The organism is Tautonia rosea (genome assembly GCF_012958305.1).
GTDB classification, from domain to species: Bacteria; Planctomycetota; Planctomycetia; order Isosphaerales; family Isosphaeraceae; genus Tautonia; species Tautonia rosea.
On sequence record NZ_JABBYO010000006.1, the window covers coordinates 384434 to 407954 of the forward strand.

18 protein-coding genes and 1 tRNA gene are annotated in these 23521 nt (G+C 64.7%); 12 read left to right on the forward strand and 7 right to left on the reverse strand.

Features of this window, described 5'->3' with window-relative positions; translation table 11 throughout:
• The first annotated feature begins 180 nt into the window (after positions 1-180).
• The 4 genes from HG800_RS13220 (at position 181) to HG800_RS13235 (ending at position 2517) form a co-directional block, all read left to right on the forward strand.
• Entirely contained in the window at positions 181-582 is a 402-nt protein-coding gene (locus HG800_RS13220; RefSeq protein ID WP_169977086.1) for a hypothetical protein, read from the forward strand.
• 79 nt (positions 583-661) lie between these two features.
• Entirely contained in the window at positions 662-1549 is an 888-nt protein-coding gene (locus HG800_RS13225) for an SDR family NAD(P)-dependent oxidoreductase (protein WP_169977087.1), read from the forward strand.
• A gap of 54 nt (positions 1550-1603) precedes the next feature.
• Positions 1604-1677 (forward strand) — tRNA-Val (locus HG800_RS13230).
• An 81-nt stretch (positions 1678-1758) separates the two neighbouring features.
• The gene (locus tag HG800_RS13235; RefSeq protein WP_169977088.1) at positions 1759-2517 is read left to right on the forward strand and encodes an SDR family oxidoreductase; all 759 of its coding nucleotides are present in this window, start codon (positions 1759-1761) and stop codon (positions 2515-2517) included.
• Positions 2518-2611: 94 nt separating this feature from the next.
• Here HG800_RS13235 and HG800_RS13240 read toward each other — a convergent pair whose 3' ends face one another.
• The 6 genes from HG800_RS13240 to HG800_RS13265 form a co-directional block, all read right to left on the reverse strand.
• Positions 2612-3706, reverse strand: a complete 1095-nt coding sequence (locus HG800_RS13240; RefSeq protein WP_169977089.1) for an HTTM domain-containing protein — start codon at positions 3704-3706, stop codon at positions 2612-2614.
• Positions 3691-4290 (reverse strand): hypothetical protein, encoded by a 600-nt coding sequence (locus tag HG800_RS13245; protein ID WP_169977090.1) that lies wholly within the window; start codon positions 4288-4290, stop codon positions 3691-3693. The genes HG800_RS13240 and HG800_RS13245 overlap by 16 nt, the downstream gene beginning before the upstream one ends.
• A gap of 138 nt (positions 4291-4428) precedes the next feature.
• The gene (locus HG800_RS13250) at positions 4429-5379 is read right to left on the reverse strand and encodes a TIGR03000 domain-containing protein (protein WP_169977091.1); all 951 of its coding nucleotides are present in this window, start codon (positions 5377-5379) and stop codon (positions 4429-4431) included.
• Positions 5380-5966: 587 nt separating this feature from the next.
• Positions 5967-6362, reverse strand: a complete 396-nt coding sequence (locus HG800_RS13255) for an acyl-CoA thioesterase (RefSeq protein WP_169977092.1) — start codon at positions 6360-6362, stop codon at positions 5967-5969.
• Positions 6363-6509: 147 nt separating this feature from the next.
• A complete protein-coding gene (locus HG800_RS13260) occupies positions 6510-8264 on the reverse strand; it encodes an amidase (protein ID WP_235963649.1) in 1755 nt (584 codons plus the stop codon).
• A 71-nt stretch (positions 8265-8335) separates the two neighbouring features.
• Positions 8336-10135 carry a cytochrome c peroxidase gene (locus HG800_RS13265; protein ID WP_169977093.1) on the reverse strand — a complete coding sequence of 600 codons (1800 nt, stop codon included), beginning with the start codon at positions 10133-10135 and terminating at the stop codon, positions 8336-8338.
• Between the two features lie 279 nt (positions 10136-10414).
• Here HG800_RS13265 and HG800_RS27410 point away from each other — a divergent pair, with 279 nt between their 5' ends.
• Positions 10415-12469, forward strand: a complete 2055-nt coding sequence (locus tag HG800_RS27410; protein ID WP_235963650.1) for a serine hydrolase — start codon at positions 10415-10417, stop codon at positions 12467-12469.
• A gap of 150 nt (positions 12470-12619) precedes the next feature.
• Complete coding sequence (locus HG800_RS13275; RefSeq protein ID WP_169977094.1) at positions 12620-13018, forward strand: hypothetical protein; 399 nt, start codon at positions 12620-12622, stop codon at positions 13016-13018.
• Here the strand turns inward: HG800_RS13275 and asnB are convergent, their stop codons facing one another.
• Positions 13019-15055, reverse strand: coding sequence for an asparagine synthase (glutamine-hydrolyzing) (asnB, locus tag HG800_RS13280; RefSeq protein WP_169977095.1), 2037 nt, complete (start codon positions 15053-15055; stop codon positions 13019-13021).
• Between the two features lie 587 nt (positions 15056-15642).
• Here asnB and HG800_RS13285 point away from each other — a divergent pair.
• The 6 genes from HG800_RS13285 to HG800_RS13310 all read left to right on the forward strand — a co-directional run bounded on the left by HG800_RS13285 (position 15643) and on the right by HG800_RS13310 (position 23515).
• The gene (locus tag HG800_RS13285) at positions 15643-17595 is read left to right on the forward strand and encodes a flagellar basal body P-ring protein FlgI (RefSeq protein ID WP_169977096.1); all 1953 of its coding nucleotides are present in this window, start codon (positions 15643-15645) and stop codon (positions 17593-17595) included.
• Between the two features lie 649 nt (positions 17596-18244).
• Positions 18245-18817, forward strand: coding sequence for a helix-turn-helix domain-containing protein (locus HG800_RS13290; protein ID WP_169977097.1), 573 nt, complete (start codon positions 18245-18247; stop codon positions 18815-18817).
• 224 nt (positions 18818-19041) lie between these two features.
• The gene (locus HG800_RS13295; RefSeq protein WP_169977098.1) at positions 19042-20694 is read left to right on the forward strand and encodes an ArnT family glycosyltransferase; all 1653 of its coding nucleotides are present in this window, start codon (positions 19042-19044) and stop codon (positions 20692-20694) included.
• A 98-nt stretch (positions 20695-20792) separates the two neighbouring features.
• Entirely contained in the window at positions 20793-21296 is a 504-nt protein-coding gene (moaC, locus tag HG800_RS13300) for a cyclic pyranopterin monophosphate synthase MoaC (protein ID WP_169977099.1), read from the forward strand.
• Between the two features lie 210 nt (positions 21297-21506).
• Positions 21507-22571, forward strand: a complete 1065-nt coding sequence (locus tag HG800_RS13305) for a polyprenyl synthetase family protein (protein WP_169977100.1) — start codon at positions 21507-21509, stop codon at positions 22569-22571.
• A 509-nt stretch (positions 22572-23080) separates the two neighbouring features.
• Positions 23081-23515: a helix-turn-helix domain-containing protein gene (locus tag HG800_RS13310; RefSeq protein WP_169977101.1), complete on the forward strand. Its 435-nt coding sequence runs from the start codon at positions 23081-23083 to the stop codon at positions 23513-23515.
• The last annotated feature ends 6 nt before the right edge of the window (positions 23516-23521 follow it).

Genomic DNA, 23521 nt, shown 5'->3' on the forward strand with positions numbered 1-23521 from the left:
GGATGGCCTCGCCACGTCTTCCGATCTCCCTCTGTTGAGCCTTCTGATCGCGCGGCCCGAATTCCGAACCGGCCGATCCCCGGAATCGACCCGGGTGAGTCGCAGGGCGAGCACGATGGCTCGCGCCCTCACCCGGACACCCGGCCCGGGGCGGACCCTCCCTCGGCATAGGAGATCGCCATGCGACGCCCTTCGACGTCGCGCCGCCCCGGTCCTGCGGGTCTGGCCCTGGCCGTTGCCGGCCTGGCCCTCGCGACCGGTTGCACGCACAATCATTATTATGGGACCTCCCCGGCCTATGTGGTTCCGGGAGAAACCGTCATTCTCGACGACGTTTGCGAGATCCCCAGCCGGGTCGTCACGCAAAGCCCCTCGCTGGTCGCCCGGGCCGACGCCCCGCGGTCGTCCGTCTCGTCCGAGCCGGACCTGGTGACCAGCAACTCCCGATCATCCTCTCGGGTGGTCATTAGTCGTCCCAGCTCCGGCCCGATGGCCGGTGGCGGTTGGAATCCGCTCGGACGCAATCCGAGGCTGGTGACGACCGAGGTCCAAGGCGGAGCCGACGCGTCGCTCGTCCGTTGATCGATTTCCGGCCTCAGCCCGGTTCGACTTGCGATCATCGTTCGAGGACTCCCCGATCCCCGAGGAGTACGTCACGTCCATGCCCCGTCGTCGAGACTCGTTCCAGGCCACGCGTTGCCTGATCACCGGAGCGTCCTCCGGCATTGGAGCCGCCTTTGCCCGGCTGCTGGCCGCCGATGGTGCCCGGCTCGTCGTGACCGGCCGATCGGCCGATCGCCTCGCCTCGGAGGTCGAGCACCTGAAGGACGCCGGTGCCTCCGCCGATCAGATCCTTGCCGTTCCCGCCGACCTGACCGATGCTGACGATCGCCGGAAGCTGCTCGATGCCACGTCCGAGCGGTTCGACGGCGCCCTCGATCTGGTGATCAACGCCGCCGGGGTCGGGGCCTATGGGCGGTTCGAGTCGCACGCGCCTGCGGTCATGCGTCAGGTCTTCGAGATCAACGTCTTCGCCCTGGCTGAAATGTGCCGAGCGACCTTGCCGATGCTTCGCCGAGGCGATCGTCCCTCGTTGCTCAACATCGGCTCGATCGTTGCCCGACGCGGCTTGCCCGGTCGCCCGGAATACTCGGCCAGCAAGTTCGCCGTCGCCGGCCTGACCGAAGCCCTTCGCGCCGAATGGACGATCGACGGCATCCACGTCATGCTCCTGAACCCCGGTTTCACGACCACCGGGTTCGAACGCAACGTGGTTGTCCACACCGCCATATACAAAACGGAATCCGAGCGGAGTATGACCCCCGACGCCGTCGCCCAGGCCGGGCTTCGCGCCTTACTCCGTGGCCGCCGCGAGCTGACCCTGACCGCCCGAGGACGCTTGCTCCTCGCCGTCAACCGCGTCGTTCCCGGCTTCGTCGACTGGGGCTTCGGCCGCTGGACCCGCCGCCTCTACGCCGACGCCCCCGCCCTCGCCGCCGCCGAGCAACGCTCGACCGATCCCTCGCCACCCGACTCGTCTTCCGCGTGAGAATTTGCCATCAGCCTCCCTCTCTCGCTAGAATAACGTACTTCTCACTCCTTCGGGCGATTAGCTCAGCTGGTTAGAGCGCCTGTTTTACACACAGGATGTCGGGGGTTCGAATCCCTCATCGCCCATTCGCCCGTCTGGTCGCCTTCACTCCCCTCGCAACGAGGGACGCATCACCAGGAGGGTGATGAAGGGAGGCGCAGTTGACGATGGTGACCCTCGGAAACGCAGCGATTGTCACGGGAGCAGGGTCGGGAATCGGCCGGGTGACGGCCCTAGCGTTGCTGGGGGAAGGCTACTCGGTCGCGCTCGCGGGACGACGAGCGGAGGCCCTGAAAGAAACAGTCGAACGCGCCGGGGAAGCGCGATCGCGGGCGATCGCCGTCCCGACCGACGTGACCGACCCCGATTCCGTCCGGGCACTTTTTGAGGTTACACACAGGGCCTTTGGTCGCATTGACCTGCTCTTCAACAATGCGGGGACGGGGGCTCCGGCCGTTCCGCTCGAAGACCTGACGCTCGATCAGTGGCGCCGCGTGATCGACGTGAACCTGACCGGCACGTTCCTTTGCACTCAAGAGGCGTTTCGATTCATGAAACGCCAGGAACCGCAAGGGGGGCGGATCATCAACAATGGATCGGTTTCGGCTCACGTGCCCCGGCCCGATTCAGCACCCTACACGGCGGCGAAGCACGCCATCACAGGGATGACCCGATCGACCGCCCTCGATGGTCGCGCGTTCGGCATCACGTGTGGTCAGATCGACATCGGCAACGCCGCCACCGAGATGACCGCCCGTATGCAGGGCGGTGTTCGCCAGGCCAACGGCTCCATCGCCAACGAGCCGACCATCGACCCCGAACACGTCGCCCGAGCCGTCCTCTACATGGCCAGCCTGCCGCCGGAGGCTAATGTGCTCTTCCTGACCGTCATGGCCGCCGGGATGCCGTTTGTCGGCCGGGGCTGACGGGCGCATCCACACGTCATCGCTGAACCTTCCGGGAATGATCGACGCGTGCGACGATCACGCTCCCGGAAGATTCGTGGTTCAATCGAGGTGATCATCCCTGGAAGCGTTGCGATCCGTTCGCCGAGCGGTGCGGTCCGTAATCGACCGTCACCACAATGGGGAGGGTCTGGTGCGGTCCGCCGAGTAGCGCCGACGAGGCGGCCTGAGGGCTCGCGGCGATCGGGAAGGAGACCGGCACGGCGCGGGAACGTCGCGTCGCCAGGACCTCGACCAACTGTCTGACACGCTCGTTCGGCAGGAACGACGCACAGCCGACCAGCATGATCAAGCCGAACGTCCACATGCCCAGACAGGCACCGATCCCCAGGTGCATCGCCGTACCTCCGGCGAGCATCACCGGCCGCCAGTTTCGATTCCAGATCAAGGCGCAGAAGAAGATTTCCCAGAGGATCGTCGTGTGGGTTGCGACGTTGATCAACAGGGGATGCCCGGCCAGCCAGGTCATGTCCATCGACTGATATTCGAGATTCGCGAAGGCAAGCCACATTGCCTCGCCGTTCCACCAGGCCAGCCCCTGGAGCTTCGAAACACCGGCGAAGAAATAAATCGTGCACATGTGGATCTGGATGAGACGCTGCCCCAGGTTGGCCCGAGCGCTGGGGGCGACGTCCTCGATCCCTCGGCGACGGGCTCGCCAGCGGTCGATCGAGACGGCGCGGCCGGCATCGCCGATCGTCAGATACAGCGTGAGCATTACATTGATTTGATCGAGGCCGAACAGGGCCTCGGGCGTTCGGTGGGCAAACGAAATGGCCACGATCAGGGAGAGGACCGAGGTCACTCGCGTGCAGAGCCCCACGGTGAACATCGCCAGAATGAGGATCGAGATGCCGTAGGCGGTCCACATCCAGTCGGGTTCGATCCACCACCAGAAGGAGTAGGCGAACTGGTATTCCTGAAGCGTGCGGACCAGTTCGACGCTCAGCCAGGCGTCGGGCCCGAAGAAATCGTTGAGAGCCAGGCCCCAGACGGCGTGGGTGTAGAGCAACATCAAGCCGGCGAGCACGCGAAGCACACCGAGCAATGTCGGGTCGGCCGGGGAGAACCAGAATCGGTCCCAGCCTTCGGACATCGTCCGCAGGCGATCACGCACGGCCCCGATGGCAAGGCTTAGTCCTCGTCCCATTGGTACACCCCCAGCGGTTGCTCGACGTAACTGGCCGGGTCATCCAGGCGAACCCCTTCGAGAACCATCTGCCGGGTCGGCAGGTAGTGGGTGATCTGCGACAGGCTCACCCGATCGGCGCCGTACTTCGTCCCGATGTGGCGAGCGAAGGACTGGTGCCAGAGCTCGCGTAGCTCGGGATCGGTTCCCGCCATGTGCTCCGAGAGCATGAAGTGGCGGTGATAGAGCAGTCGCGGGCCGATTTCCCGGTTCGGGATCCGGCCGGTCACGACCGTACCGTCTTCCCGCTCCGCCACGTAGCCGAGTAAGGTGCTCTCGGCCGGTTCGGGGGCGAAGAAGTGGTAGCCGTGGTTCAAGAAGAGCAGTTGCAAGTAGGGGTGGACAATCTCCCAGCCCGTTTGGGCGAGGGCCGACGAGGGGGCAACCGAGGCCGGGGCGATGATGATCGCCGAGACGTGCAGCACGAGCCAGAGGTTGACCGCCCACCGGAGCGATCGTCGCCCGATCCGTCGAGGGGGAGGGCCGGAGTCGATCTCCCGCCCATCTGCGTCTTGATCGCGATTGCGATCCGAATCGACGTCCATATCGAAACCTCCGTGATCGATCCGATCCAGTCCCTTGCGAGACGACCCGAACCCGGGGACTCACTCGATCGTCTTGCGACGGAACCGAGGTCGAGCCGCCCGGGTCGGGTCCATTCTCAACGATCACTCACAAACCGATCAGCGACCGGCGAGAATGACCGAGCCGTCGAGGTTGACGGCCACGTTGACCTCTTCACCCGGGTTGACCCGAGCTTCAACCGTCTCGGTGACGATCTCGCCGTTGCGTTCGAGTTCGACCCGAACGTTGGTGACGAAAATTTCTCCCTCGGCGATCGGCGGGGTGACGAACCGACGCTCAGCACCGGTTAGCGTCATCAGCTGATCCTGGAGATACACCTTGGCATCGGCCGGAACCGTGATGTTCAGCACGCCGTTCTGAGAAACGGGCACATACTGAGGAGCGGCCTGCGGAGCAGCAATCGGAGCTGCGGCCGGAGCGGCGTAGTATCCGCCGGTCGAGCCGTACGATCCGCCGCTTGAAGCGTAGCCACCGCTCGACCCACCGCTGGAACCATGCGATCCGCCGCTCGATCCACCGCTAGAGCCGTGGTGCTTCGAGAAGAGGCCACCACCGTGCGATCCACCGCTCGACCCGCCGCTCGATCCGTGGCTCGTCTTGGTCAGGCCACCACCGCTGGAGCCACCGCTCGACCCGCCGCTAGAGCCGTGATGCTTCTTGAACAGGCCACCAATGGACCCGCCGCTCGACCCACCGCTAGAGCCGTGGTGCTTCGAGAAGAGGCCGCCGCCGTGCGAACCACCGCTGGACCCGCCGCTCGATCCACCGCTGGACCCGTGGCTCGTCTTGAACAGACCGCCCCCGTGCGATCCGCCACTCGATCCACCGCTCGACCCGCCGCTGGAGCCGTGGTGCTTCGAGAAGAGGCCGCCGCCGTGCGAACCACCGCTGGACCCGCCGCTCGATCCACCGCTGGACCCGTGCGATCCACCGCTGGACCCGTGCGATCCGTGTCCGAACAGCCCAGCCAGTGCCACATGAGGGACACCAAGCGAAAGGGCTCCCAGGCAAGCCACTGAGTATGCCGATCGGCGAAGCAATGAGATCATCCCGAATGTCCTCCGCATATGCGAGTTGCGAACCGAAGAGTCCGACCCCGATGCCATCACAAACCACCAAGTCCGGCGACCGAGGGTGTCTGGTCGACGTTGACCCTCCGCGAGAAGGCCTCGTCTCCCCCAATCCACCCATTCCGGACCCGGTCGGAAGCTGCCCGACCTCGCCTCGACCACCAAGGCGTTCCGAGCTTGATACGGTGAGACAACCACCCCAGCATGTAGGGCGGAGGTCAGGACACCTTCGAGTTGTAAATCTGGGAAGCCTGGGTGCCCTGCACAGCTAGAAAATACGAGGACAATTGCGTTGAGTCAAACGTCTAGGTCAAGTTTGGTGAAAAAATTCCAAAAGCAAGCAAGGAAAGGGAGGCGGTCTCTTGGGTCTGAAGCGCAACCCTGAATGGTGATTCAGCCGGTCGGGGTGTGCGGCCAGAGATGGAAAACGACTCAAGCCTCGGCCTCGGTTCACCGGATCGGTCGACCCGGGTACGCAGCACGAGCGATCGCCCAAGGAACGCGACTCGATCGGAGCGGATTGCATCCCACGCTGTCGAACACAGGGCCGCCGCCCCTTGATTCCGTCAGGTGGTGAACGGTTCGGCGAGGGGGGCCGGAACGGGGCGGCTGGTGCGGGATTCGGGGTCGATGGTCACCAGCGTCACGACGGCATCGGCGGCGATCTCGCCGTCCGGCTTCCGAATTTCCTGCCGAAGCGCGAAGCTGGTCCGGCCGAGCCGCTCGGGGCGGGTGACGATGGTCAGCCGCTCCCCCTGGCGGCACTCCTTGCGAAAGTTGAGGCTCAGATTGACTGTGACCGTGATCGCCCCGAGGGACAACAGGGTGTCGTAGTCGAGCCCGTGCTGCTCATACCAGTCTTCCCGGCCCCACTCAAGATAGTCGACGTACTTGCCGTTATTGACATGTCCATTCACGTCGATTTCCGTCGGGCGAACGATGATCTCGATCGAGGTTTCCATCGGTCCTGGGTGTTCGGGTGCGTTGGGATGTTCGATCCGAGAGGACGCAGGCTCTTCCAGTGCGAAGGATGGACACTCATCGAAAGAAGGTGGGGAGAGACCGACCTTAGGCGCCCCGCCCCAATCGCGGATTCGCGTCTCGTTCCCTCAAGAATCCTCGTCTTCCGGGGAGAACTCGGCAAGAAACTGTTCCAGAGGGGGCCGTCGCAGGTGGTCTCCCGAGCGGAGTTGGAAGGCGGAGGCCACGGCCAGCAGGGTCGTCTCGTCGTAGAGCCGTCCGGTGAAGGTGATCGAGCCGGGACCGTCCCGACCGTCGATCTCCTTCATGCCGAACGGGAGGACAGCCGTCGGGTGGCCGGTCAAATTGGTCAGGGCCAGGTCGTCGGCGTCGCAAACGTATAGATCGACCGTCTTCATGAGATCGGCCATCGCTCGCATGAGCAGAGTACGGACCCGAGCGGCCCGAAGGTACTCAACCGCCGGGATGAACTGCCCGCGTCGGAAGGTGATTGGCCAGCTATTGAGCCCCTCGGTAATCCTTGCCCGAGTCAGGCCATCGAACACCGTGGCCGCTTCAGTACCGAGCATCAGGGTGATGCTCGACGTCGGGTACTGGTCAGGCAAGCTGATGGGAACGAGGCTCACGCCCAGCTCGCGCAAGATCGCCAACTCCGGTCGATCATCGGCCGGGCGCTCGGGATCGTCGAAGAAACCAACCCGCAGCTTCGGCAGACTGACCTTCGGAGGCCAGTCGAACGGCTGATCCACGGCCCCCGCGTCGAACCCGTCGGTGCCGTGGATCGCGTCGAGGATCAAGGCGCAATCTTCCAGCGATCGGGCAATCGGGCCGACCTTGTCCATCGTCCATGATAAGGTCATGCAGCCGTGTCGGCTCACCCTGCCGAACGTCGGCCGCAGGCCCGAGGCACCGCAGGCGCGACACGGCGAAACAATGCTGCCGAGGGTCTCGCTGCCAATCGCGAAACCGACCAGCCCAGCTGCCGCGGCAGAGGCCGACCCGGCCGACGAGCCGCTCGATCCGCGCCTCGGGTCCCAGGGGCTGTTGGTCCGACCGCCAAACCAGCGATCCCCCATTGCCAGCGCTCCGAGCGAGAGCTTGGCCACCATCACTGCTCCCGCCTCCTCCAAGCGGGCGGCCACGGTGGCCTTGGTGTCGAGCTCTTGATCCTTGAACGGCGGCGCTCCCCAACTCGTCGGGTAGCCGGGATAGGCCATCAAATCCTTGGCCCCCCAGGGAACGCCGTGCAAGGGGCCTCGGTACTGCCCGGCGGCCAGCTCTGCATCAGCGCGCTTCGCCTGTTCCCGGGCGGTTTCCTCGGTCAGCGTGACAACACACTTGAGCATCGGGTCGAACCGCTTGAGCCGGTCAAGATACAGCTCAGTCAGTTCGATCGACGAAACCTTCCGCGACCGGATCAAGCTTGCCAGCTCGGTCACGGGGAGGAACGCCAGGTCCTCGTCCGAGGCCGGACGCTCCAGCGCGTGCCAGTCGCTCGGCTCGGCCTGATTGCGGCGAATTTCGGCCGCGGGCCGCAGGTCCGGGTCGGGCAGGAACGTCAGGGCAGGGGGCACATCGTAGTCGACCGGCACGGCTCGTAATTGCCGAAAATCGGACAGCGCGCGCATCAGGGCACTGGAGATGCTCGCCCGCTCATCGTCGTTCAGTTCCAGGCCGGAGATCCACTCGGCCTGGGCGATCAGTTCGGGAGTCACCATCACTCCCTCGCCCACCCCGGCCGCCAACGCTCGGTGAAACGTCACCGAGCCGATTCCCAAGGCCCCCAGCGCCTTCAAGACCGCCCGGCGATGCATTCCTTCAGGCCGATCAGCCTCAGCTTGAACGTCATCCCCGGCCAGTTCACCGCAATTTCTGTGCGTCATGGGAGTCTTCGTGAAGAGGAACATGAACGGAAAATGGTCGAGGCGAACCATCGCTCGACACGGATCAATCGTTACAGACTGTTCAAAAATGTAATCAGATCCGCCAGGTCTTCCTCTCCGAGCGGTTCCTCAAGCTGATGCTGGTGATGGTTGAAGACGTCCGTGAGCGTGTTCGCCTGTCCGTCATGAAAGAACATCGGCCGTCGACCAACCCCCCGCAGCGACGGCGGGTTGAACGCGGTCTGGCCTTGCTCGTCGCTCAGGCCCACGTCGTACACCTCGGCCGAGGTGTAGACCGGCGGCGTGTGGCAGCGGTCGCATCGCATCGCTCGGAACAGATTCGCCCCACGCGCAACCGCCTCGGCGTCGTACGACGGGTGCTCCGGAGCGGTCAGGGCAGGGGGAGGCCCGAGCGACCGAAGATAGGCTTCGATCTCCTCCGCCTCGTCGTCATAGAGAGGATATCCCCTCATGCTTGAGGAAACCGACTTCTTGATTTGATCACCAAGAACCTCGATTCCCCCGTCCCAGGCCCAGGGCTTTGTCTCTCCGACGCCGAGCAATGAGAGAGTGCGCTTCGGCGTCCCGTACGAATCATCCCCGAGCGTGTCGGCCATCTGACCGTTCGCATGGCCGTCGGTGTGGCAACTATGGCAGCTCATCCAGCCGTCGTGCGAAAGCCTCGCATCGTAAAACCGCAACCGACCCCGGCGCACCGGGTCGGGCTCGGGGGTCGGGCCGAGAGAGATCGAGACCGGCTTCGCGCCATACGCCAGCGTAACGATCGAAACCGAATCGTCGAACGCATTGGCCACCGCAACCCGATCGTCCTCCGAAAGCCGGACCATCGCTACCGGCCGACGACCGACCGCGACCCGCTGCCCGATCGAGCTTCCTTCAGGGCCGAACGCCACCCGGTTCAGGCCGCCCAGGGCCACTGCGATCCGACCTCCGGGAATCGCCAGCACCCCGTTCGGGTCCCCCGCACCGTCCCCCACATCGCTCAGGTGCTGACGGGTGCTCGCCGCGTGCAGGTCGGCGTTGGGGTCGAGCAGGGCCGCTCTTGGAATCGTTCGCAGCATGCTGCCAATAAATCCGGCCCAGTGAATATCATTCATGTCGGTGCGCGCCGATCGATTCAATACCTGATGGGTGATCAGGATTCGATCTCCCTCGATGCTTTGCACCATTCCTCGGATGTTGTGCCCGGGGAGTTCCCGGACCGAAGCGAGCGCACCGACATTCCCGTCCACCACCGCCAGGTGTCCGCCGAACGCATCGGCCACGACCGCCTGACCGTCACCGATCGCCAGCACGTTCCTTGCTTCGAATGGCAACGGGACCGTGTGAACTACGCGCAACGGCCGATCAGCCTCACCCACCTCAAGGATCGTCACCGTTCTCGACCAGAGCGACGCGACAAACACCCTAGAGCCGTCCGGTTCGATTGCTACGCCCACCGGTGTGTCGGCAACCGCCACCCGAGCGATGACCGAAAGCTCTGGCCCCTCCACCCTCAACAAGACGGTCTGGTCATGCTCCTCATCGACCGTCAGCAAGAACCGCCCATCCGGCGTCGCCGCCAGGTCGGCAAGGGCCGCCCCCACCGGCTCCTCCGTCACGACCACACACCGTTGCGTGTCGATGACCGAGATCGTCCCGCTCCCCCGATTCGCTACGTAAAGCCACGATCCATCGAAGGAAACGGCCATCGCGACCGGCTCTCGCCAGCGAAGCTCCGGAGCTGCGGTCGAGCGATCAGACGGCTCGTGCGGCCGCGGATTCCCCGTGCCAGATGCAGGCGGGATGAGAAGGAGGAAGGGCGCGATCAGGGCAAATGCCCCGATCGACTCGGATCGCCAAGGGTTCATGCGGACGGGCTCCCTGGGGCCTTCGGTGCCATGGGTCAACCGGAGCGGGCCGTGTCGCATTCGATTCTATTCGGAAATCTCGCCCTTGCCCACGGATTCGCCTCTGAGCCCTCGCCGATCAGGCGATCCCAACACCGTCTGGCCGATTGCGTCAAGCCCGGCGATTCGCCACGATGGCGGGATCGCCGCTCACCTTGCTTCCCGAGGATCGACCCGGTTCGGCTGAGGACGCGGCGGCGGATCGGCCCCTATTCGACGCCCTCCTGAGACTCCATTGCCATGATTCGATGCGCCCCCCTGACGACTGCGAGTGTCGTCCTGCTCCTCTTCGTCTGTCCGCTTCTTCACGCGCAAACATCGCTCGACGATCGCCTGGAACCGTTGCTCCAGTCGCATCAAGGGAAGGTCTCTGTCGCCGTCGAGCATCTGGAGTCGGGCGATTCGTACCGCAAGGACGCCGATCGACCCATGCCGACGGCCAGCCTGATCAAGTTCCCCGTCATGGTCGAAGCCTACCGCCAGGCTGCCGAGGACGGACTCGACCTGAATCAGGCCATCACCCTGATCGACGACGACAAGGTTCCCGGTTCGGGAGTCCTGACGTATCACTTCTCCGAGGGGGCCTCGTTCCCGCTCCGCGACGCGATCCGCTTGATGATCGCCTACTCAGACAATACCGCAACCAACCTCGTCGCCGACGCCGTCGGCCTGAAGGCGACCGCCGACACGATGGAGCGCATGGGACTGCCCAACACCAAGCTTCATTCGAAGGTCTACCGCCGCGATACTTCCGTCTTCCCCGACCGCAGCCCCGAGTTTGGCCTCGGCAGCACCACCGCCGACGAGATGATCACCCTGCTCAAACAGCTTCACGCCCGCGAGCTCGTCAGCGCCGATGCCTCCGAGCAAATGTACGAACACATGCTCAACTGTCAGGATGACAAGCTGTTCAAGCGGTTCCTTCCCTCCGGCACGAAGGTCGCGCACAAGACCGGAGCCGTCAGCCAGGTTCGCACCTCGGCCGGTATCATCGAAACTCCCGGCGGCCCCGTTGCCCTCTGTGTGTTGACCTCCGAGAACGAAGATACCCGCTGGACCGACGACAACGCCGCCGAACGCCTCATCGCCCGCGTCGCCCAGGAGGTTTACAACCACTTCAACCGCTTGCCCGAAGACTCTCAACCCGCTGACAACGCTTCCGAGACAATCCGCTTCGGGGCCAACGGGCCGGCCGTCGAGGCGCTCCAGCGACGGCTCAATGCCGCGCTCGATCCTTCGCCCGGCCTCTCAGTCGATGGTGATTTCGGCCCAGCCACCCAGTCGGCCCTCATCCGCTTTCAAGGCCTTCGGAACCTGCCCACCAGCGGCAATGCCGACCCGGAAACGCTCGCTGCCCTCGGTACCGAACCCCTCGAAGACCCGCCCGTTCCCTCTCCTGAGGAGGTCAACAACCAGGTCGAGGAACAGGCCGAGCCCGACCCGATCGACGGGCCTCCCTTCGTCACCGCCAAGGCCTGGGCCATCATCGACGCCGACTCTGGCGAACTGCTCGGCGGCGACAATGAAGACACGGCACTCGACATGGCCAGTACGACCAAGATCATGACCGCCCTGGTCGTCGTCCGCCTGGCTGAAGCCGACCCGAGCATCCTCGACGAGGTCGTCACCTTCTCCGAGCGCGCCGACCGCACCAACGGCTCGACCGCTGGCGTTCGGGCTGGTGAGCGCCTGACGGTCCGTGAACTGCTCTACGGCCTGATGCTCCCTTCTGGCAACGACGCCTCCGTCGCGCTTGGCGAGCACTTCGGCGCCCGAGTCGGCCCGATCGAAGACGACCCGCACGAGGTCGACCCGCTCCCTCGTTTCGTCGCCGCCATGAACCGCCTGGCCATTGAGCTGGAGTTACCCGACACCCGCTTCGCCAACACGCACGGCCTGACGGCTCCCGGACACCACGCCAGTGCCGTCGATCTCGCCCGCCTGGCTCGGGTCGCCCTGGATAACGAGCTTTTCGCCGAGATCGTTTCCACCCGCCGCCGCGGCTGCACCCTGTTCGACCCCGACGACTCGCCGCGCAACGTCCTCTGGAACAACACCAATCGGCTCTTGCCGACCGAGGGCTACGACGGCGTGAAGACAGGCACCACCAGCGCCGCCGGTGCCTGTCTCGTCGCCCGAGGATCGCGAGGCGACGACCGGGTCATCACCGTCGTCCTCGGCAGCACCTCCGCCGACGCCCGCTACACCGACGCCCGCAACCTGTTCCGATGGGCCTGGACCACCCTCGGCCACACCGCCGACGCCCTCGCGACCGAGGCCGCCGCCGGCCGTTGACCCTCGTTGTTCTTTCGATGAAGCCCCGCCTCCCAAACCCTCTCCCCCGATCGCGGAGGAGAGGGTGGCCGTCAGGCCGGGTGAAGGGGAGCCGAGAGTGCTTGGAATCGCATTCCCCGTACGGATCGCTCACGGAGCTTGCGGACTGAGATGATCGACGACGATCCCGATGACTTCGGCCGCCCTGGCGCTCCCGGCGTTCGCGTCTGCGGAGGGGAGGACGATCCGGTCCCGGTGGACCTCTGGTACGGGACGTTCGACGTGATCCTCCGCGGCCTTCATGATCTCTGGTGGTGCGACCGTCGGATCAAGCGTCTGAACATCCTGAGCGATTGGATCGCCGACCGTGGGCTGTTCGATCCCGAGGTCGGCCGATCCGTGCTCAATGACCCGGCGGAAACGCTCTCCGCGTTCCGTCTGCTCCGTGACCGCTTCGCCCGAAACGCGATCGAGCCGGGCGACGAGGTCGATGCTGCCCTCATCGCCCTGAGCCATTGCCTGGCCGACGCGATTGCTCACGATCAGCCAGTTCTGATCGATCGGATTTGATCAGGCGCTGGCCGCCGTCGCCGTGTGGGGAGCGAAGGCCGAGGCATCAGGAATCGACAGATCCGCGCGACTGACGGTCGGAGCCGACCACGTCGGCAGGTCGCAGAGTCCGCCGCCACAATAGGTGTGATGCCAGAGCTGCGTGGCAATGACCATCGTCAGGCTCAGGTCCATTCCCCCTTGCCTCGGGGTGACTCGGGGGAACCAGCGGCGTCGGGCGACTTCCGCCGCCACAGCCTCGGCGTCGAAGAAGCCGGTGCGGCCGAGTGACTCGGGGCTGAGCAACTGATCGACCCATCCCGGCCGGTGCGGGCCGAGGAAGGTCCGCGAGAGGCTGGCCCGGAACATCTCCTTCGGTCGGCTCGCCGTTTTCTCGCCGATCGGGCTCGGCAAGACACGACGGGCGACCTGGCGGAGCAGCCACTTATCCGTTTTCCCTCGCAGCTTGTATTCCGGAGCCAGCGCGGCACAGAAGGCGGTCACGTCCTCGTCGAGCAGCGGATACCGCGTCTCGACCGAGGCGTTCATCGCCACCCGGTCCCCCTTGCCGGCCAGCAAGAGCCCCGGCAGCATCACCTTGTAGCCGAGGTACAGCGATTGATGCAGCGGGTGCCAGTGCTCAAAGCGATCGTGGGTGATCCCCATGTCCTCGCCATAGGCGCTGTATCCATCGATCGATGACCACATCGACTCCGAATACACGCGAGCCCGTGATTGCCCGAGCATGTCGTACAGCTCTTGCTGCGCGACGCGCGCCCCTCGGACCGGGAACCTTGGGTTGCGCGCTCTTGGGTCGGTCGAGATACGGTTGAGGAACCATTCCCGGCCGATCCGGGGAAGCGTTTCCCCCCATCGGGCCTTGAAGCGATCACGCATGGCGTGCATTCGGTGCCACGGATAGCCGGCCATCGCCTCATCGGCCCCTTCCCCTGTCAGGGCGACCTTGTAGCCGTCGCGATGCACCGCTTGCGCCAGCCGAAGCAAGGTCGCACACGCCGTATCCATCACCGGCATCTCAGCGGCGACGATCAACTCAGGATACGTCTCAGCGATCCGAGACTTGGACATTTCCACGAGCGTCAAAGGTGATCCCACTCCGGCCGCTGCCTCGCTCGCCTTCGTCCGTTCGTCCGGCCCGGCCCGATCGAGCGCCACCGAGAACGAGGGCAGGGGGGTTCCCCGCTCCTGACCGGCCACACCAAGCACGATCGCAGAATCGAGCCCCCCGCTGATGTAGCTGACCACCGGCACATCCCCGCGCAATCGACGGCGGACGGCGTTGCGGATCAAGCCCTCGAACTCCTCGATCAATCCCTCGACGTTCTCCTCCCGACGCTCCTCCCCTGCATCCGGGAATTCCAGGTCCCAGTAGCTGACAACGTGCTTCCGCCCCGATTCTGCATCCACCCGCAAGAAATGCCCCGGCGGCAGCAGATGAACGTCTCGGAAGCAGGTCCGGCGAATGCTCGCCGAGAAGGTGTTGAAGAACGAGTCGAGCCCTTTCGGGTCGGGAATTGGGTCCACGAGACCCGACGCCAGCAGGGCCTTGATCTCCGAGCCCCACAGCAGCCAGCCGTCCCGCTCGGCATAGAACAACGGGCAGATGCCCACGCGGTCGCGGGCCAGGTGGATCGTCCGGTGGTTGCGATCCCAGAGCGAGACGGCAAACTGCCCCTTGGCGGCGCGGAAGGCCCCGTCGCCGTAGTCCTCGAACAGATGGACCCAGACTTCCGTGTCGCATCGCGAGTGGAGCCGGTGCCCCTGGGCGATCAGGTCGCGCCTCAACTGGTCGTCGTCATATAATTCGCCGTTGAAGGCGACCCAGATCGAGCCGTCCTCGTTCGCCATCGGCTGAAAGCCGCCGTTGAGGTCGACGATCGACAACCGCCTGGCCCCCAGGAACACTCCCGGTTCGCGGTGAATCCCTTCCGCGTCCGGCCCCCGGTGCTCGATCGCCCGGGTCATGGACACGGCCCGATCGAGGGGGAAGGTTCGACGGGCTCCGGTCAGATCCACTGCGCCAGCGATGCCACACATGATGCGATCCTCAAACGAAGCAGCCGGACGGAGTGACACGGGTGCCAACCGAGGAGCGATCCACACCCGCCGGCCGGGTCCGCTCCCCCGACCGGCACCGATGGACGGAATTCGACGTTCCCTCAGTCCCGCCGCGTAACGCGAACCCAGGGGATTTATACCATATAGGGAGAATGCGAGGCGGAGTGTGTTCGGCGCAAGGTTGCGGTTTGTAGCGGTTTTCGGGGTCGGGGCTGTGGTTCGGGCTGCGAGTCTCTCCAGAATCCCTCGACTGCAACTTCGGGGACGATCTTGACCGTTCTCAGCGATTTGCTTAAAGTCCGCGTCCGGTCAACCGCCTCTACCGCACCGGTCCGCCCGCTCTCTGGGTGGACACTCCCTTCCTGATCGACCCCGAGCGGTGGGAGCGTTTGCCGCAACGCAATCCGTACTCGTCCATACAGGTGATCCGGCCTTTCGGCTTCTATCGAGAAGAGCCGGGCCGATTGCTCAAAGGATGCTCGCCCCGGTCCTCGGCGGCGGGCAAGAGGCGTCTCGGGGCGCCTCGATCACGTTACAGATGCAGTCACAGGCAAGGAGGCCAGGTGATGCGACGCGGCGATCGACGCGCGGTCCCGGCGAGGGCCTTGGTTGGGTTCGGGGTGGCGATCTTCATGATCGGTGCCCCGGCAGTGGTCCTCGGTCAAGATACCGATCAGAAGGTCGTCGACATCGCCGAGCCGTTGGGCTTCGGACAGAAGGTCGTCGAGGGGGTTGGCCTCGTCATCGGCCTGGCCGGGACCGGATCGGAACCCCGACCTTCGGCCTATCGCGAGAAGCTGGAGACCGAGATCAAGCGCAATCCGGATCTCGACGTCCAGTCCATCCTTGGCGACCCGCTCCAGCGGACGTCCCTGGTGGTCGTTCGGGCTCGGATTACCGCCGGCATGTCTCCTCAGGACGAGCTGAACATCGAGGTGCTCCTCCCGCCCGACAGCGAGACGACCAGCCTTGAAGGCGGCTTCCTCATGGGGACCTGGCTCAACGAAATCGGCATCGCGTCGGGCAATCAGCTCGACGGTAAGCCGATGGTCTACGCCTATGGCCCGGTGATTACCGGCAACGCCGAGGCCCCCGACGACCCGCAAGTCGGTCGCGTGCTCGGTGGCGGTCGGATCAAGCAAGAAATTCCCTACGTTCTGCTGATCAATGATCGTTACCGGAGCGGGGGCGTCGCCAAGCAGCTTCAGGACCTGGTGAACCAGCGCTTCCAGTATCGTGACGGCCGTTTCAAGAAGGGGGTGGCGACGGCCAAGACCGACAACACCATCGTGTTGAACGTCCCCCAGCGCTACCACCATAATCAGCTTCGCTACCTCCAGGTGCTCGCTCAGCTTCGCTTAAAGCGCACGCCGGAACTCCAGGATCAGCGGCTCGAAACCTGGGGTAAGGAGCTTCTCGACCCCAAGACCGCCGGCGAGGCGGCCCTGAAGCTCGAAGCGATTGGCGGGATCGCCTCACCCGTCCTGGCCCAGGCGCTGACGAGCGATCACCCGCAGGTCCGTTTCTTCGCCGCCGAGGCCCTCGCGTACCTCGATGACTCGGCCGGTACGGATGAACTTGTGAGGGCGGTGATCGAGCAGCCCGACTTTCGGACGATGGCGCTGGCCGCATTGGCGGCCATGGATCAGCCGGCCGGGATTGTCCGGCTCCGCACCCTGATGGACCAGCCCGACCCGGCCATCCGATACGGAGCGTTCAACGCCTTGCGGACCGCTGACCCCGGCGATCCGTACCTTGGTCGAACCCGGGTGCTCGGCTTCCTCGAAGAACGCCGACGCTCCGAAGAGGCCGACGATCCCATGAGCCTCCGCGTTGGTGCGGAAGCGGCCCCGGTTCGAAAGGAACCGCCTCGGGAAGACCCCTTCGAGCTGTACGTCGTTCGAAGCGATGGGCCTCCCATGATCCATGTGAGCCGGACCCGACGCCCGGAGATCGTCCTGTTCGGGGATCAGCACCAGTTGGAAACTCCCGTGGTCCTCGGCGGAACCGGTCCCATCTTGCTCAATGCCGCTCAGGGCGATCGCCGGATTGAGGTCTCCCGGATCGAATTGACCGGAGCCCCGCCCCAGGTGCTCTCCTGCTCAACCGACCTCGTCGAGGTCATCCGCTGCGTCTCGGCCCTCGGGGCGACCTACCCGCAGGTCGTCTCAATCCTCCAGGGGGCCCACTCCCAGGCCAATCTCGACGCGGCCTTCCAGATCGATACCGTCCCGAACGACGTTCAGCAGTACGATCGGGCCCTGCTCGCCGGCAAGGACATTGTCAAGGACGATGCCCTCGCCCCCGCCTCGTTCGAGGAGGAGACCAACCGTCGGCGCGGATTCGGCTTATTCAAGCGGCTTCGGCCGGGGGGAACCACGTCAAATCCGCCCGACGAGGAGCCAAAAAGCGAGCTTGAAGCCGAACTCGGGCTTGATCCCCAATTCCAGGAGCCCGAGCCCCGTCGTCCTGGTCTCCTAGGCCGGTTCCGCAACCGCCCCGGTGACTCGGATCGCTGAGCCTCGCGAGTGCAGACGAGTTGCCCCAACCCCTTGTGGCCGGAGATGATCCGGCCCTCGGGGTCGAGGGGCAGCCGACGCCTCCCGGATCGATTTTCCCCCGAATCTTCCTCCCGTCTCGACTGGCCGGAACACTTGTGTTGATAGCTCCTGCCGGCACCATTCCCCTCTCGGCGACCCCCGGTACACGTCTCCCGACCGGGCTTGTGTTGTAACCCTCCCTAAAGTCGCCGGCCGCGCCGATCGAAAATTAGTCTTGACGGTCAGGTCCGCTACCGCAAGGAGGCGAGCGAACCCCCCTCCGGGTGACCTGAACCGGGCGGCCTGCATGACGCGGTGTCAGCGGGTCGGTTCCGTGCAAGTGCTCGACGCAACGGTCCGTCAAGGACCATGTGTCACTCGCTTCCGCGGAGCGATCGGTCCCTACGATCCACGGATGGTGACGGTTGAATCGATTGGTTGCCCGCCGATGTCCGCTCGCCCCGGACCCGGCTCGTTCTCGGCAACCCGATCCGCTGACCCCGGCCGATGCGGCCGGAGCTGGCGACGCTCCCCGTCCGCGTCGGATCGGGCCGGCCCGGCCCCAAGGAGGGGGTCTCGGACACCTCCGAGGTCTCTCACGTACTCCGATCCGAGTGGAGTCCTCGATATGAAGAAGGTTTATACGACTGGTCAGGTCGCCAAGATCTGCAAAGTTGCGCCCCGAACCGTGAGCAAGTGGTTTGATTCCGGCCGACTGCGGGGATATCGCATCCCGGGTTCGCAGGATCGCCGTATCCCACGGGATAACTTGCTGCGATTCCTCAAAGAATACGGGATGCCTCTCGGCGAGCTTGAAGCCGAGGTCTATAGCAAAGTGCTGGTAGTCGGGGCTGACGGCCCGCTCCAGTCCATGCTCCGCGACCACCTCCGCGAAACCGAGGACTTCCGCCTCGAAGTCGCCGCGTCCGGATTCGAAGCCGGCATTCGTGCCGAAAGCTTCCACCCGGATTGCATCATTATTGACATGGCCATCGGCCGCATCGAAGCCGGTCAGATCGCCCAGAACCTGAAGCGAAGCGAAGATCACGCCAGCACCGTCCTCATCGCCCTGACCAGCGACGAGCCCGGCGACGAGATCTACCGCCTCGGCTTCCACGACGGCTTCAAGAAGCCCTTCGACGGCGCCTTGCTCGCCGAACGGGTCAAGCGGCTCATCGCCCAGAAGAAGAACGAGGACTGATCCTCCGCGATCTCCGCTTCGTTCGGTTCGACTGCGTTCTCGGGCCCCATCGGGAATTCCCGGCGTTCCTCGCCGGGGCCATTCCCTGGGGCCCGCGATCGTTTCCCGAACCTCACAATTCGATCCTCCGACCTTTGGCATCAACCCGATCCCCCTGGGTATGATGCGAGCCATCGTGTTGCTCTGCCGATTGCCCGATCGCTCCTCTCGCCCGATGCCTCCCGATGCCCGACCCCGCGCCGATGGCAACTCCGACTCCGGCTCCCTCGATCGCCCGATGGCCCTGGCTCCTGGGAACGATTGCCGGTCTGGCCGTGCTCCTGACGATCGGTGATCCGGGCATCACCAGCGACGAACCGATCGACGTGAAGGTCGGCCGCAACTATCTCAGCCTCGCGGGAGGGCTGATCGATCAGGTCGGCAGTCGAGGCGTCGGCTCCGTCCGACAGGCCAATCTCGACGCCTTCTTTGCCGACAATGCCCAGCATCCTCCGCTCGGCCGATGGCTCGTCGGCCTGGCCTCGGTCGTTTTCGAGCCGGTCGAGGGCCTGCTCGGCGGCACCGATCCGATGTCGGTCCATCCGGCCCGCATGGCCCCGATGCTTGCCTTTGCCGTCCTGGTCGGCCTCATTACCCGGGAGGCGGCCCGACGCTTCGGTCTCCCGGCCGGGATCGTCGCCGGTGTTTCCCTCATCTTCATGCCTCGCGTCTTCGCTCATGCACACTTTGCGACACTCGACACGGTCCTCGCCCTGTTCTGGAGCCTCGCTTTGCTCGCGGCGGCTCGGGGGATCGAGGCCCGTCGGCCTGTCCTTGGCCTGACGATCGCCGGTGCTCTCTGGGGCCTGGCCCTTCTGACAAAGATCCACGCCTGGCTCTTGCCGCCTTTGGTCGTTGGCTATGCCCTGGTCCGGCTGCCGATTCGCAAGGCGATTCCCGGCGCGATCCTCTGGGGGCTGGTCGGGTTGCTCGTTTTCGTGGTCGGCTGGCCGTGGCTCTGGAACGATTCGGCCGAGCGTCTCGTCCGGTTTCTTTCCACCAGTGTCGATCGTCAGCCGATCCGGGTCCTCTACTTCGGCCAGGTGATCGAGGACGTCGCCTTGCCCTGGCATTACCCTTGGGTCTTTTTCGCCCTGACCATGCCGATCGGTCTTCTCCTACTCGGCCTGATCGGCCTGGTTCAAGGGGTTCGACAGGCTCGAACGAACCCCTTTCCTGCCTTTCTCGCCGCGTCGATCCTCCTGTTCCTTGTCCTCTTCAGCACCCGAGCCCCGGTCTACGACGGCGAACGCCTCTTTCTCCATGTCTTCCCCAGCTGGGCCTTGCTCATCGGCCTCGGCTTCCAGTGGCTCTGGAATCGGGTCGGCACACGGCGAGGACTTCAGACCTTGCTCATGGCCCTGGTCGTCGCGCAAGGGGTCGGGGTGGTCCGGATGCACCCGTATCAGTTGAGCTATTACAACCTGTTGATCGGTGGCCTGGCCGGGGCCGATCGCCTCGGCATGGAGCTGACCTACTGGGGAGACACCCTTGACCCCTCATTGCTCGACGAGGTTCAGCGACTTGTCCCGGAAGGAGAATCGGTTGCCATCGCCCCGACCTTCCACCACCTTTACCCCACCGCGTTGCTCACCCCTGGCCTCTTCGAAAAGGAGATTCGCCTGCTCCCGGAACAGGGGATCGCCGAATCACGCTGGCTACTCGTCTTCCGGCGCTCCGCCTACTGGTCTCCCACGATCGAAGCCGCCCAGACACGCGGCAAGCCCGTGCGTGAGCAATCCCGAGCAGGGGTCTGGCTCTCCCGCCTCTATCGGTTCGATCCACCCCCGCCGACATTCGTCCCTGACAATCGCGAAGATTCGTTCAGAACGAATTGAACTTTGCGGGCGGCTCGTCTACAATCCTGGCAAGAACGGACGGCAACCCCATCGAGGGCTTTCGTCTGTGGAGTTCGACGGATCGGAGGAGTGCCCCTGTGTCCGGCCTGACCCACTTTGACGAGTCGGGAGCCGGTCGAATGGTCGATGTTTCAGGAAAGGCTGAAACGCTTCGATCGGCGACGGCGAGCGGACTCGTTCGGATGAAGCCGGAAACACTGGCCCTGATCCGCGACCGCAAGCTGTCCAAGGGAGATGTCTTCGAGGTCGCCCGGCTCGCCGGCATCATGGCGGCCAAGCGCACGGGAGAGTTGATCCCCCTGTGTCATCCCCTGGGGCTCGATGCGGTGGAACTCCGTTTCGAGCCACTCGGAGACGACGCCGTTCGGATCGAGGCCACGGCCCGACTGGTCGGTCGAACCGGGGTCGAGATGGAGGCGATGACCGCCGTCTCAGTTGCCGCCCTGACCATTTACGATATGTGCAAGGCGGTCGATCGCGGCATGGTCATTGAACAGATCGTCCTGGAGGCCAAGGCGGGCGGCCGGAGCGGAACCTACCAGCGTCTTGAGTCACTCCCTCACCTGAACCCAGAGCCCTGAGACCTTGATGGGAGCGGCTCCACCACGCTCAGGCGATTCCGGAGCCCCTGTTGATCAATCCCTCTGCATCTCCCTCCTTCCCCACCCCGGAAGCGAGACCGAATCCATCGGGGGTTGCAGGTCGATTTCCCCACTGGTAAACACGACCTGACTCCCGATCCCCATTCCCCGGGGGCCTCGCCCCCGCTTGAGCCGACGGGACCCGTGCTGATGGCCGAAGTCGATACCCTCCATCACAACCCGCTCACCGGCCGATCTCGACTCGGGGAACGGACCTCGTCGTGGATCGGGCCTGATGAACTCGCCCGACGCTTGCGAGACGCCTACGCCCCGATCGCTCCCCACCTGGTCGAAGCCGAACAAATCTTTCGAGACGAACTGAATAGCCGGAGCGATTACGTCCAGCGCCTGGTTGAGCACTCGGCCCGGTTCCGGGGCAAGCAGCTTCGCCCGGCCCTCGTCCTGCTCACGGCTCAGGCCTGCGGTGGCATCCGACCCGCTCACCCGGTCGTCGCCGCCGTCGTCGAGATGATCCACACCGCCACCCTCGTCCACGATGATATTCTCGACGAGGCCACCGTCCGCCGCCACGCCGCGACCATCAATGCCGAGTGGGGGGCCGAGGCCGCCGTCCTGCTCGGTGATTACCTGTTTACTCATGCCTTCCACCTCGCTGCCTCGCTGGAATCCACCTACGCCTGCCGCGTGATCGGCCGAGCCACCAATCTCGTTTGCGAGGGAGAACTCCAGCAGGTCCACCACCGCGGCGACCTCGACCTCGACGAAACCTCGTATTACGAGATCGTCCGCGGCAAGACTGCGGAGCTGACCGCCGTCTCCTGCCGCCTCGGCGCTCACTACGCCGGTGCAAACCCCGAAACCTGTGACGCCCTCGACCACTACGGCCGAGACCTCGGCGTCGCCTTCCAGATCGCCGACGATCTGCTCGACCTCTGGGGAGACGAGGACGATACCGGCAAGACCCTCGGCACCGACCTCGATAAGCAAAAGCTCACCTTGCCGATCATCCTCCTCCTGCGATCGGCCGACCCGACCGATGCCGCGACCGTTCGGAACCTGCTGGCGACCCCATCCCACCAGACCCGCCGCACCTTGCGGCCGATGCTTGAAGCCTCCGGGGCGCTCGACGAAGCCTGGGATCGAGCTCGGTCGTTCATCGACTCCGCCCGTCAACAGCTCCGGATCCTTCCTCCCTCGCCAGCCCGAGACATCCTCGACGGCCTGGCGCAACTCGTCGCCCGGCGCAGCTTCTGACGCGATCGCTGCATCGGTCTCGCAATTCGGTCAGGGGGCGTTAGCCCCTTCGACCCTTGAACTGCCTGCGCCCAATCCTCCTCCCTCTCGCTCTGTCGTTCTTATAAGCCGGTGGAATTCCGACCACGCCTGGTTCCGAAACGGGTGGGCCAGGGAAGGGACCTGAAAACCAACGTACTCAAAGGGCCTCGCACGAGTGCCGGGCACGCTCCGCACTTGCCTCCCTTCGGACTGCGTTTCCAGGAAACACCAGTCTTGTACACCTTTTCTCAGAGCATGGTTCGACTCAGGTTGGAGAGACACCACGAAAGATCGGCACCGAGGGGTAATCTTCAAAATTTGTTGGCCCAGATGCCAGCCTTGGGACGCTGATTCAACGTATGTCACCACCACACACCCACAATGAGCGGTTCCCCGCCACGGTGGAACCGTCCCGCATGATTCCTTCCTCGCCCCCGAGGTCCGTCCTCGATCGTTCGAGGCAGTCTCTGACCCGAGCATCCCGAGACGTGTCTGCCCAGAACACTTCCGCAATGACGCTCGCCCGGAAACTGGATCGCCGGATGCTTCAGCTCGGGTTGTCCCAGCAGGCACTGGCCCAGAAATCGGGGGTCAGCGACTCCGAGGTTTCCCGGCTGCTCAAAGGGCAATCAAAGCGGCCCGGATTACCCAATATCCTGCGGCTGGCCCGAGCGCTTGAGGTCTCTGTCGACTTCCTGGCCGATGACAGCCTGCAAGATGATCCTCATACCGAGCCCGTCTCACTTCCCTCACAGGAGCAGGCGTTGCTTGAGCTCGCACGGACCATCGGCTCTCGGGAGGTGGAAATGATCCTCGACGCGACCCGCATTCTCGGCTTCGAGACCGCGATCCGTCGGCTCTACGGCGTCGAATTTCGGCCCTTTCCCTCGTCTCCTTCGCACTCCGGCGCGACGGGCGAATGACCCTGC